This is a genomic window from Streptomyces sp. MMS24-W38, from assembly GCF_059889265.1.
Genome location: NZ_JCBCPP010000001.1, coordinates 6,574,591 through 6,586,258 on the forward strand (window position 1 = coordinate 6,574,591; position 11,668 = coordinate 6,586,258).

12 protein-coding genes are annotated in these 11,668 nt (G+C 71.8%); 6 read left to right on the plus strand and 6 right to left on the minus strand.

Translation table 11 applies throughout. From position 1 onward, the window contains the following. The first annotated feature begins 155 nt into the window (after positions 1-155). The 3 genes from AC6F7H_RS28870 (at position 156) to AC6F7H_RS28880 (ending at position 3,066) form a co-directional block, all read left to right on the plus strand. Positions 156-1,001 (plus strand): inositol monophosphatase family protein, encoded by an 846-nt coding sequence (locus AC6F7H_RS28870; protein ID WP_500760106.1) that lies wholly within the window; start codon positions 156-158, stop codon positions 999-1,001. Positions 1,002-1,147: 146 nt separating this feature from the next. After that, entirely contained in the window at positions 1,148-2,557 is a 1,410-nt protein-coding gene (locus AC6F7H_RS28875; RefSeq protein ID WP_500762110.1) for a phytoene desaturase family protein, read from the plus strand. Beyond that, positions 2,554-3,066 (plus strand): O-acetyl-ADP-ribose deacetylase, encoded by a 513-nt coding sequence (locus AC6F7H_RS28880; RefSeq protein ID WP_500760109.1) that lies wholly within the window; start codon positions 2,554-2,556, stop codon positions 3,064-3,066. The genes AC6F7H_RS28875 and AC6F7H_RS28880 overlap by 4 nt, the downstream gene beginning before the upstream one ends. Before the next feature lie 31 nt (positions 3,067-3,097). On the opposite strand, the gene AC6F7H_RS28885 is transcribed toward AC6F7H_RS28880, so the two are convergent. Both AC6F7H_RS28885 and AC6F7H_RS28890 read right to left on the minus strand, forming a co-directional pair. Next, complete coding sequence (locus AC6F7H_RS28885) at positions 3,098-4,441, minus strand: globin domain-containing protein (RefSeq protein ID WP_500760112.1); 1,344 nt, start codon at positions 4,439-4,441, stop codon at positions 3,098-3,100. 523 nt (positions 4,442-4,964) lie between these two features. Beyond that, positions 4,965-5,864: an aminoglycoside phosphotransferase family protein gene (locus AC6F7H_RS28890; protein ID WP_500760116.1), complete on the minus strand. Its 900-nt coding sequence runs from the start codon at positions 5,862-5,864 to the stop codon at positions 4,965-4,967. A gap of 272 nt (positions 5,865-6,136) precedes the next feature. Here AC6F7H_RS28890 and AC6F7H_RS28895 point away from each other — a divergent pair, with 272 nt between their 5' ends. Next, complete coding sequence (locus AC6F7H_RS28895; RefSeq protein WP_500760118.1) at positions 6,137-6,412, plus strand: hypothetical protein; 276 nt, start codon at positions 6,137-6,139, stop codon at positions 6,410-6,412. Between the two features lie 136 nt (positions 6,413-6,548). Here the strand turns inward: AC6F7H_RS28895 and AC6F7H_RS28900 are convergent, their stop codons facing one another. Both AC6F7H_RS28900 and AC6F7H_RS28905 read right to left on the minus strand, forming a co-directional pair. Then, complete coding sequence (locus tag AC6F7H_RS28900) at positions 6,549-6,740, minus strand: DUF397 domain-containing protein (protein ID WP_500760120.1); 192 nt, start codon at positions 6,738-6,740, stop codon at positions 6,549-6,551. After that, the gene (locus tag AC6F7H_RS28905; protein ID WP_500760122.1) at positions 6,737-7,591 is read right to left on the minus strand and encodes a helix-turn-helix domain-containing protein; all 855 of its coding nucleotides are present in this window, start codon (positions 7,589-7,591) and stop codon (positions 6,737-6,739) included. Before AC6F7H_RS28905 ends, AC6F7H_RS28900 begins: the two co-directional genes overlap by 4 nt. Positions 7,592-7,799: 208 nt before the next feature. On the opposite strand from AC6F7H_RS28905, the gene AC6F7H_RS28910 reads away from it, so the two are divergent. After that, on the plus strand, positions 7,800-8,234 hold the full coding sequence (locus AC6F7H_RS28910) for an ATP-binding protein (protein ID WP_500760124.1): 435 nt from the start codon (positions 7,800-7,802) through the stop codon (positions 8,232-8,234). Positions 8,235-8,238: 4 nt separating this feature from the next. On the opposite strand, the gene AC6F7H_RS28915 is transcribed toward AC6F7H_RS28910, so the two are convergent. After that, positions 8,239-8,874, minus strand: a complete 636-nt coding sequence (locus AC6F7H_RS28915) for a ScbR family autoregulator-binding transcription factor (RefSeq protein ID WP_500760125.1) — start codon at positions 8,872-8,874, stop codon at positions 8,239-8,241. Between the two features lie 518 nt (positions 8,875-9,392). On the opposite strand from AC6F7H_RS28915, the gene AC6F7H_RS28920 reads away from it, so the two are divergent. Continuing rightward, entirely contained in the window at positions 9,393-10,163 is a 771-nt protein-coding gene (locus tag AC6F7H_RS28920; protein WP_500760128.1) for an HAD family hydrolase, read from the plus strand. A 50-nt stretch (positions 10,164-10,213) separates the two neighbouring features. Here AC6F7H_RS28920 and AC6F7H_RS28925 read toward each other — a convergent pair whose 3' ends face one another. After that, positions 10,214-11,665 (minus strand): PucR family transcriptional regulator, encoded by a 1,452-nt coding sequence (locus AC6F7H_RS28925; protein WP_500760130.1) that lies wholly within the window; start codon positions 11,663-11,665, stop codon positions 10,214-10,216. Between the last annotated feature and the right edge of the window lie 3 nt (positions 11,666-11,668).

Sequence of the window (11,668 nt, forward strand, 5' to 3'; positions counted from 1 at the left end):
CCGGCTCGACGCCCCGGCCCGTACGGCATGCAGGGCCGCGCGGTGGGCCGCTGAGCCCATACTCCCTCGGGCCGAGGACCCATATTCATGCGGTTACCACCTGGAGTGCACCAGACGGGTGGGGTTTGTCAGTGGGGCATGTTCTCATGGGACACATGATCGAGGAGAACGAAACCATCGAAGAGTTTCTCACCCAGCACGCCGTCGGCGTGGAGGAAGCCGTCCGCAAGGCGGCCGCACAGGAAATCATGCCGCGCTGGCGCCGGCTCGCCGACCACGAGATCGACCGCAAGTCCGGCCCGCACGACCTGGTGACCGACGCCGACCGGCAGTCCGAGCTGTACCTCACCGAGGCGCTGCTCGCCCTGCTGCCCGGCTCCGTGGTGGTGGGCGAGGAGGCGGTGCACGCCAACCCGGCGTCGTACGACGGGATACGCGGGGAGGCGCCGGTGTGGATCGTCGACCCCGTCGACGGAACCCGGCAGTTCGTGCAGGGCGATACCGGATTCTGCACCCTGGTCGCCCTCGCCCAGGGGGGAGTGATCCACGCGTCGTGGACCTACGCCCCCGCCCGGGAGGAATTCGCCACCGCCGTCCGTGGACAGGGCGCCTTCCTGGACGGGACGCGGCTGCACGCGGGCTCCCCGGAACCCGGCCGCGACCTGCGGGTGGCCACCTCCCACCCGGACTTCACCACGGAAGAGCAGAAGCGTTCCCTCCTCGGCCTGCGGACGGACGGCGTGGCGCCCCGCTCCTGCGGCTCGGCCGGACTGGAATACCTGGCCGTCGCCCGAGGCGAGTCGGACGCGACCGCGTTCTGCTGGGAGGCCGCGTGGGACCACGCGGCGGGCCTGCTCCTCGTCGAGGAGGCGGGCGGCACCCACCTGACCCGCTCCGGCGAGCCCTTCCGCATCACGGGCGGCAACGACCTCCCGTTCACCGCGGCCCGCGACGAGGCCACGGCCCGCCGGGTGGTGGGACTGCTGTCGGACGGGGCCTGACCTCCAGGCCGGCGCGCGGTCGGCCTGAGCGCCATTGCCCCGGGCCCCGGCGGGGGTTGACCCGAACCCGGGGCGGTGTCGGCGCACCGGCATATCCTGATCCCCCGGTTGCCGTCGGCTGACGAAGGAGCCCGAAGGTGGTGTCGATGCTCGATGTGGTCGTGGTGGGGGCGGGGCCGAACGGACTGACCGCCGCCGTGGAGCTGGCCCGGCGCGGCTTCTCCGTCGCGGTGTTCGAAGCGAAGGACACCGTCGGCGGCGGAGCCCGCACCGAGGAACTGACCCTGCCCGGCTTCCGGCACGACCCGTGCTCCGCGGCGCATCCGCTGGGCATCAATTCACCCGCCTTCCGCGCCCTCCCGCTGGAGCGCTACGGCCTCGAGTGGCTGCACGCGGACCTGCCCATGGCCCACCCCTTCTTGGACGGCACGGCGGCCGTGCTGTCCCGGTCGGTCGGCGAGACGGCCGCCTCCTTCGGCCCGCGCGACGCGGGCCCGTACCGCCGCCTGGTCGCACCCTTCCTGCCCCGGTGGGACACCCTGGCCCGCGACTTCATGTCCCTGCCGCTCACCGCGCTGCCCCGCGACCCGGTCACCCTCGCCCGCTTCGGCCTCGTCGGACTGCCGCCCTCCACCTGGCTGATGCGCCGCTTCCGCGACGAGCGGGCCAGGACCCTGTTCGCCGGCCTGGTCGCCCATGTGATCGCCCCCCTCGGCGGCCTCGCCACCGGCGCCATCGGCCTGGTCTTCGCCCTGGCCGCGCACGCCCGCGGCTGGCCCGTCGCCCGCGGCGGCTCCCAGGCCATCTCGGACGCCCTCGCCGGACACCTGAAGGATCTCGGCGGCGCGATCCACACCGACTACGAGGTCAAGCGCCTGGATGACCTGCCCCCGGCCCGCGCGTACGTCTTCGACACCTCGCCCACCGCCCTGGCCCGCATCGCCGGCTTCGGCAACCATTACGCGAACTACCGCTACGGCCCCGGCGTCTTCAAGATCGACTACGCGCTGGACGGCCCGGTGCCGTGGACCGCGCCCGAGGCCCGCCGGGCCTCCACCGTGCAGATCGGCGCGGACAGCGCCGAGATCGGCACCGCGCTGCGCGCCGCCTCCCGCGAGGGCCGCGCCCCCGAGAGGCCGTTCCTCATCACCGTCCAGCCCAGCGTCGCCGACCCCACCCGGGCCCCGGCCGGCAAGCACACCTTCTGGGCCTACGGCCACGTCCCCAACGGCTGGACCGGCGACCTCACCGACACCGTCGAACGCCAACTGGAGCGTTTCGCCCCGGGGTTCCGCGACCGCGTCCTGGCCCGCGCCACCGCCGGCCCGCCCCAACTCGCCGCCCGCAACGCCAACTACGTCGGCGGCGACATCGCCTCCGGCGCGGCCAGCGGCCTCCAGCTCCTGCTGCGCCCCAAACTCTCCCTCTTCCCGTACTCCACCCCGCACCCGGCCGTGTTCATCTGCTCGTCGGCCACTCCGCCCGGCCCCGGCGTGCACGGCATGTCGGGGCACAACGCGGCGAAGGCCGTCTGGAGGAGGCTGCGCCAGTCATGACCACCACCATCACCCTCGTCCGGGGCGACATCACCCGCCAGCACGTCGACGCCATCGTCAACGCGGCCAACTCCTCCCTGCTCGGCGGGGGCGGCGTCGACGGCGCGATTCACCGCCGCGGCGGCCCCGCGATCCTCGAGGAGTGCCGCCGCCTGCGCGCCTCCTCCTACGGCAAGGGCCTGCCCACCGGTCAGGCCGTCGCCACCACCGCAGGCGACCTGAACGCCCACTGGGTGATCCACACGGTGGGCCCGCGGTACACCCGGGAGGAAGACCGGTCGGAGCTGCTGGCCTCGTGCTACCGGGAGTCGTTGCGGGTGGCGGGCGAACTCGGGGCTCGTACGGTCGCCTTTCCGGCGGTCTCCGCGGGCATCTACGGGTGGCCCATGGAGGACGCCGCCCGGACCGCCGTGGAGACGGTGCGGGCGACGGAGACGTCGGTCGAGGAAGTGCGGTTCGTCCTCTTCGACGACCGGGCCTACGAGGCGTTCGCCGCGCAGGTCCACTGACCCTCATGGGCTGCCTGTCGCGGCGGCCGGTTCAGGCGGGGACCTGCTGCCCCGGGGGCGTGAAGTCCCTGGCCGGCCCATGACCCTCCGTGAACCGTGGCAGGACGTGCGGACCGGCCGGCAACAGGTCGTGGACGACGCGTTCGGCGGGATGCCCGGCGTGGACGAGCCCGGCCGCCACCGAACGGACCATGTCCGGCGGCCCGGCGATCAGGGTGCGCCCCTCCGTGAGGGGGGTGCTCCGGGTCACCGCGTGGACCAGCCGGTCGTACCTGCCCCCGGTCGGCGCCCCGCCCGCCATCGGGACCACGGTCAGCCATGAGTGGCGTTGTTCGAGGCCGGCCGGATACTCGACGTCGTGAAGGTCGGACAGCGAGTCGGCTCCCAGGAAGAGCTGTACACGGCGGCGCACACGGTGTGCGGACGACCGCCGCACACTGCTGTCCAGCTGCTGCAGCAGTGCCTTCATCGCGGCCCAGCCGGTGTCCCAGACGACCAGCCGCAAGGTGTCCAGGGGCTCCGCGTCGAGTGTCAGGCAGCCCTTCGGCGGCCCGAGCCGTACCTCGTCCCCGGGTGCGGTGTGGCGCACCAGCATCTCGCTGACCCCGCCGGGGCCACTGCGCCGGACGTGCAACTCGAGTTCCCCGTCCGGGCCGGGCCCGTCGGCCAGGTAGTACGGACGCCAGGTGTGCGGCAGCCGGGCGGACTCCAGCGTGGTGTACTGGCCGGCCCGGTACCGGAACGTCTCGTGCGGCAGGAGGCGGAGCACCGCCAGGTCCGGCCCGTACAGTTGATGCGACGTCACCGTGGCGCGCCAGCACGGTGGTTCGTGCAGCGCGGCCTCCGCGCCCCGGACCATGGCGGTGACACCGAGCTGCAGCATTCGCATCCAGGCCCGTTCGAACTCGGGGCTCCAGTACTCGCCCGCGCGGTTCCGCAGAGCTTCGCGCAACGCGTCCTTGAACGCCGCGTACTGCGCCGGGCGCACGCCGAGTTTGCGGTGGTCACGGCCGAGCTGGGTGAAGGTCTCGGTGATCTCCTCGGGGCGGTCCAGGTGCTCTATCAGGTACCAGAACGCCCGTGCCAGATGCGCCTGTTGGAACGCCATCGTGTCGGGGAAGAGCAACCGCAGGGAGGGGTGCCGTGCGAACAGCGCCCGGTACAGGTCGTCGATCAGCTCGTCGAGCGGAGCCACCAGGTCCAGGTCGCGCATGATGATCTGCTGGTCCGCGGCCGTGTCGTACGCCTCTTCGGCCGGGGGCCGGCCGCCGCGGCCGGTGCCCGGGGCACTCCCGGGGGAGAGCAACTGCTGACGCAGCCGCATCGCGTCGTGCCGGGCGAGGAGTGTGTGGTACGTCCTGTCTTCCACGCTCATGGTCAGCGGGTCCTTCCCGTCTCGTGCCCGAGGACGGGTACCTGTACGGAGCCGGGTCCGGCCCAGCCCCGGGCCGCAACCGGAACGGGAGCCCGCCGGTCCGGCCGACGCAAGGCCTTGGCCGGAAGCGGGCGGAAGAGTCGGAACATGGCTGGGCTCCTTGAGCGACGTGTCGAGGGTGCGAGGACGGTTCGACGGCGAACAGACGCCGAACCGCCGGTTTCTGACGGGAGAAATCGCAGGTCAGTATGGCATCAGGGGCATATGCCCCAAGGTCCCTGGGGGACAGGGACGTTGGGCCCTGGCAGAAGGGGAGCAGATGTGCATCCCTGACCTGTACGCACACAGGCGGAGAGTCCCCGCCGTTCCAGCTCTCGACAGCGTTCAGCCCTTCCTGGATCTTGCGCTGGAGGTCACGGTCGTGCAGGGGGCGGGCGATCCTGCGGCATCCGGTTTGTCAACCTCGGGGCGGCGACCGCCGGCGGCTCGGACTCGAAGCGTTGTGGGCGGAACCTCGGGGGCCTCAGCCGTCTCCCAGCACCGCCCGGATCACGTGCCGGGCGTTGTGCGCCATCGCCGGATTCGTCCTTCGGGAGTACGGCAGCGCGATCAGCGCCTGCGACAGTGTCCGCCCCCGGCCGCGGACCCAGGTCGCGTCGTCCACACCCAGCGCCTCGTGGAAGACCTCCCGGGCATCGGGCGGCAGCAGATTCCACGCCGGGAACAGATCGCAGGCCGGATCTCCCACTCCCATGCATCCGAAGTCGATCACCGAGGCCAGCCTGCCGCCGTCGATCAGCAGGTTGCCCGGCATCAGATCGGCGTGCAGCCACACCGGCGGCCCGTCCCAGCCGGGGGCCCGCAGCGTGCCCTCCCATACGGCGGACGCGGCGTCGCAGTCGACATCCTCCTGCGGGATCCCACGCAGTTCCTCGATCGCCGCCCGGGTCTCCGCGTCGAGCGAGGCGACCGGCCCGCCGCGGTGAGCCCGCGGTGCCTCCGGCAGGCTGATGCTCCGCATCGCCGCCACGAACTCGGCCAGATCCTTGGCCAGCAGCACCGGCTCGCTCAGTGCCCCTGCTTCGGGAAGCTCCCCCGCCAGCCACCGGTACACCGACCACGGCCACGGATACCCCTCGGCGGGCTCCCCGGCCCCGAGCACCTCCGGGATGGCCGTGGGCAGCAGGGGTGCGAGGCGGGGCAGCCACTCCTGCTCCATCGCCACGTCCTTGGCTCCGCCCTGCACCAGCGGCAGCCGCACAACCATGCCGTCGCCCAGCCGGTACATGGCGTTGACCGTGCCGCCGGAGGGGTGACGCTCCAGCGGCAGCCCGGCCCACTGTGGGAACTGCCCGACGATCAGCCGCCGTACGAGGTCGTCATCGAGGGGATGTTGGCCGGGATGCATCTGCCCTGTGCGCATGGAGCACCATCCGATCGCCGGACGCCGGTGAGCGTCAAACGCTTTTCCGGCTGATGAACACGGCCCGCGTCGCAGCCGGCTGGTGAGCGCCTGGCGCGCCGAGGTCGGGGGCCGGCCCGGAAGTGGCCCCTGAACTTTTGCCATGGTCAGGGTTCTGGTAAGTGTTTCGGAGGGGTACGGGCGACATGCCCGTAGCGGCGCCGGCGGGTGCCCGCAGGGAGGACGCACATGGGCATCACCATGCACGAGCTCGTTGGAGAGACAATCCCCCTATGTTGATCGCAATCGCTGCCCTGGGCATCACGCTCTTCTGCCTCACCCTCTGGTGCTCGGTCGCCGTCGCCCGGATACGAGACCTCCCCACATGGCGTAGATACCTCCCCTTGACCTGCCTCCTGATCGCGACCACCGCCAGCCTGCTGCGTGCTTTCGACATTCCACAGGTCGCCAACGCCGTCGCGTTCCCCCTCAACCTTGCCGCCCTCGTGCTGTCACTGCGCGAAATCCGCGCACGCCGAGGCATCCGCGCCGACCTCCGCACCAACTGAAGCCCGCGGGAGGGCGAGATGGCGGGTGCCGGAGCGGGGCTCGGCTTGGGGTGAGGCGGAGAAGTAGTTCGTGCTGGATGTCGAGTACTCGTGAGAGGTTCGGTGGGGCAACGAGGGGTGTTGCCCCACCGGAGGTTCAGACGCGCGAGTCGGCTGCCAGCGTCGTGAACGCCGACCAGGCGTCGAAGGAGACGGTCAGGGACTGCATCTGGGTGTCCTTCGAGTCCCGGACGAAAACAGCCTCAGGACACAGAGCGACCTCCACGCAGTTGCCGCCCCCACCGCCGCTGTAGCTGCTTTTGAACCAAGCAAGTTCGGTGGTGCTCATAGCGCTCCTCGCATCTGCTCCAGCAGGCTCGCGGTGGCTTGATGACTCAGAGCCTGTGAGCGCATCTTCCCATAGCGCTGAAGCATGGCGCTTGCGGCTTTTGTGTCGGTGACGAGCATGCTGCAGTCATGCGCTTCGACGTAGCCCACCCATCGATTCTCCGCCGTCTCGGCGAGGTAGAGAGGGTCCTCGAAGCCGGAGTGATCCTCCTGGACCCGAGGCATGACCTGAATCTCCACATTGCGGAGTCGGCCCACATCCAGCAGGGTGCCGAGCAGCGCGTGCGTGACCTCAGCACCTGCCAAGCGGCGGTCCAGCAGGGCTTGTTCGACGACGAAGCTGAACGTGCTGTTCGGCCTCTCCGTCAGGAGGCGCTGGCGTTCGAGCCGAGCTGTGACCTGCTGTTCGAACTGTTCCTCCGACAGGGGCGGTAGGCGCCGGTCGAAGAGGGCGCGAATGTACGGCTCGGGCTGAAGCAGACCTGGAATTACAGCGCACTCATACGCATACAGCGAGATGGCCTCCTCCTCGATGCCGGCCCACTGCCGGAACCAGGATGCCAGCCCCGCCCTGCGGGTCAGGCTCCGTGCCGCCGCCGCCAGCACGCGTGCCGCGGTCGCGCCCAGGACTTCCTCCGAGCGGTCCAGCAGGTCCCTGGGTGGGAACCGCTTGCCCTGTTCGATCTTGGCGATGTACGCGGCCGAGTACCGCACCAGCGGTGCGAACTGCTCCTGTGTCAGGCGGGCTTCCTCGCGTAGGGCCTTGAGGACCGCGCCGAAGGTCTTCAGGCTGTCCGAGAGTTCCGGCTCGCAGTTCCCGCCCGTCGCCCCGCCGCCGTTGTCCGTCGCCATCACAGTCGCCTTCCCCTGTGCCGCCGGGCCGTGTCCGTGTCGGGCCCGAACGCGTGCCGTACCGTGCGCTGGGCGCGCTGCGCCACGCTCGGCACGCACATCGTCACTTACAGCGACCGACCCGGTCCAGCGCGTGTACCAGTACAGCGTGATCTGTATCGGCGGCGGACCTGCCGACGGGGCGTCAACGCCCAGCAGGCTGAGCCCCATGACAGCCCCCTATGCCTCAACACCGGCCCCGGCACGCTCCTTCGTGCAGCGCTTCTCCGCCACCCGGCGCGGTGCGCGCCTCGCCCGGCTGCTCGCCGCGCACCAACTCGCCGAGTGGGGCCACTCGGACGGCACCGAAGTGCACGACGCCGTCGTCCTCGTCGTCGGGGAACTCGCTGCGAACGCGGTTCTTCACGGCCGTGTCCCGGGGCGGGACTTCGCCCTCCGTCTCGTCCACGACGACGGCAAGGGCCTGATCCGGATCGAGGTGTCCGACACCCACCCCGCCCTGCCGGTGCGCAAGGCCCCCGGCGCGGACGAGGACGGGGGCCGTGGGCTGGTCCTCGTCGACGCGCTCGCCGTCGACTGGGGCGTACGCGACCGCCCGGGTCCCGGCAAGACCGTATGGGCCGAGTGCGAGACGGGGCCCTGAAGCCTCACGCGCCCTTTGGCGCTTCGCCCGGGGCTGCCGTGGGAAGAGGAGCCGACTGGAGCGAGGGCAGGGTCAGGTGCCACCAGTCGGTGAGGCGGTCAGGGACGGTGACCGCGCCTTCGAGCGCCTCGGTCAGGGAGCAGAGGCCGAAGAACGCGCGGACCAGGGTGCGGGCGGTGCGGGCGGGGCGGACGTGGGGCGCCAGGTGGCCGGTGCTGCGCGCCTGGGCGAGGAGGCGGGTGGCGGCGGCGGTCCACAGGGGGAAGGGGTCGGGGAGCGCGGTGTTGATGGTGTCGCGTTCGGCCCACAGGCGTGCGCCCGCGCGCGTGACGGGGTCCCCGGCGAGGGCGTGGGCGATGTCGTAGCTCAGGGCGACGAGGCGGTCCAGCGGCGGGACCGTCTCGTCCGTGTACCGTGCGGCGAGGTCCGGCCAGGTGGCGAAGCGGTCCTGGACCACGGCGAGGGCGACGCCCTCCTTGCTGGCGTAGTGGAAGTAGACGGAGCCGCTGGTCCGCCCCGACCTGGCGCTTATGTCGTTGACGCTGGTGCCCGCGTATCCGCGTTCGGCGAAGAGGAAGGCGGCCGCTTCCAGGAGTGCTCTGCGGGTTGCTCTGGCCCGTTCCTGCAACGTCCTGTCCACCTTCGCTCGATTTCTCCGACAGCGACGAATGTAGTGCGCCCGCGTACGCCGGGAGTAAACAAAGGGCACGTTCGCGCGGTAATTACGCATTTCTTTCGAGGGTGAACGCGGGCGAGTGGTAATGGGGGTGGTCCGCTGCTGTTCCGGCCTCGCGCGGCGGCCGGAGGGTCCGGCGCCGCTGGTTCGGGTTGCCCGGTGAATATGCCTCAACTTCCTTGCCGTGCAGTCGTGTTGGCGGATCCTTCTCCCGGCCGGTCCGGTCGGCGCCCGTGGGTCCATACACCCCGGCCGCCATCACCGTCGATAACCCCTTGCGGTCATTGCCGCACTCTCCGGAACGGAAATAACGTAACGGGCGTGATGTTTCCGGTTGCTGCCGAAAGTCAGGAATGCGCGCAATTTCGCGCTCCGGTCGAGTCCTGACACACGCCGGCCTGCGGCGCGCTCGGCACGAGACACCGCCAGACCCGGATCGCGGTCACGCCGCGTGTGACCGCCCGCCCCTTCAGGAGGCCGCTGTGACCACTCCGGTACGCCCTTTGCTCGACTGGTCCCCCGAAGCAGTCGTCTTCGACTGCGACGGCACGTTGATGGACAGCGAACGCCACTGGCAGGAAGCCCGTCGCCGGGCCTTCCGGAGCTTCGGGTTCAAGGCTCCGCCGGAGTTCGCGGAGCAGGCCAAGGGCGTGCACTACGCCGACTGCGGGCGGCTGATGGCAGAAGCGGTGCGCAAGCCCGAACTGGCGGCCGACCTGACCGCGGCGCTCCTCGGCCACTTCCGGTCCCTCGTCGCCGACGACCCGGTGACGATGCCGGGCGCCGTCGAACTGGTGCGGCTGCTCTCCGGCCGGCTGCCCCTGGCGGTGGCCAGCAACTGCCCGCTGGAGGTGGTCGAGGAGAGTCTCGCCCGGGCCGGACTGCGGGAGCGCTTCCAGCACGTCGTCGTTCCGTCCGAGGCGCCGCGGGGGACGGGCGGCCCGGACGGGGCGCCCGCGGTGGAGGCGGTGCGGCCCAAGCCGCGGCCCGACGTCTACGCCGAGGCGGTCCGGCTGTGCGGTGTCCGTCCCGGGCGGGCGCTGGCGGTCGAGGACTCCCCGACCGGCGTGGAGTCGGCCCGCCGGGCCGGACTGCGGGTGCTCGGCGTCGGCCCCCGGCCGGACGACGGGGGTACGGGAGGGGCCGACCTGTGGGTGACCTCCCTGGACGCTCCCGAGCTCCTGGCGTGGGCCCGGACCCGGGTGACCGGGCCGGACCCGGACGGCGGAAGGGGACAGGGCCCGTCGTGGTGACCCCGCCCGGCCCACGACGTCCGGCGAGGGCCCTCCGGTGACGGGCGGTGTCAGTCGGTGAGACCCAGGGAGCCTGCCGCCTGGATGGCGAGCCACACCTCCGTCAGGGCGCCGGTGGAGGACAGGTCGCGGCCGGAGAGGGCGCCGAAGCGGCGCAGGCGGTAGGCGAGCGTGTTCGGGTGGATGTGCAGCGCCGCCGCGGCGGTCTCGGTGCGGCGGTCGCGCTCCATCCAGGTGCGGGCGGAGACCAGCAGCTGGGAGTCGTGGGCCGCGTCGTAGCGCAGCACCTCGCCGAGCACGTGGTCGACCAGCGCGGTCAGCACCGCGGGGTCCTCGGGCAGCCAGCGGCCCGTCGCGTCGGCGCCGTAGCGGACCAGTGGGCGGGCCGACTCGACCGCCTTCGAGACCGCCCACAGGGCCTCGCGCTGGGCGACCTTCAGGGCCGCGCCCGGACGGAAGGGGCGGCTCATCCCGGCCGCCACGGCCGGCAGCCCGCCGATGGCCTCGGCCAGCTCCGGGGCGCCGAGCACATAGCGGTCGCCGCCGCGGGTGAGCAGCAGGTGGGGATGGTCCTCGAGGCAGTGCAGCAGCGCCTCGTCGGGAGTGTGCCGGACCACGAACAGGACGGCGTCGCCCTCGATGGCGTGCCGGGCGAGCCTGCGGCGGGCGGCCGCCGGGTCGAGCACCTCCTGGAGCAGCTCCGCCAGGGTCTCGGCGCCCTCGCGGCGCAGTGTCTCGCGCTCGTTGCGCACCATCGCCACCCGCAGCGCCGCCACCGTGGCGATGTGCTGGACGACCGCCAGACCGGCGGGCTGGGCGCCCTGCCGCTCGTACGCCACCAGGAAACCCGCCGGGCCGCCGGGTGCCGGTACGGGCAGGACGAAACCGCCGGGGACGGTCGGCGGGGCGTCCACCGAGGCGGGCAGGACACCCGGGTCGGGGGTGGGCACCCCGGGCAGCAGGGGGCGGCCCTGCGGGGTGCAGAGGTACACGTCGTACCCGGACAGACGTTCGAGGCGGCGCAGGAGCGACGGCGTGTCGAGGTCCTCGGCGACCAGCCAGCGCAGTGAGCCGAAGACCTGGAGCTGTGCGCCCAGCCGGTGCCGCGCGTCGTCCTGCACCGCGGCGGCGACCTCCTGGGACACCGCGATGAACGGAACGGCGAGCGGCACCTCCAGCACCGGGAAGTCCCGCTCCTCGGCCGTCCGGAAGAACGCGTCGTGCAGCGGGGGCGTGTGCAACTGCGCCGACAGGGCAAGCGCGGAGACCCCGGCGTCGTCCAGCAGCTCCAGATAGCGGCGCTGCCCGGCGGCGCCACGGGGGATCGCGAGCCCCGTCGTCATGATGACCTCGGCCCCCAGCAGCCAGGGCGTCGGATCGTCCAACTCGCATACGTGCGCCCAGGAAACGGAGCGGCCGAGGCCGTTGCTGCCCGCCTTCACCGACAGCTGGAGGGCGGGGAAGGAGAGCAGATCCTCGACGGTGAGTTTGTCGGTAGCCACATA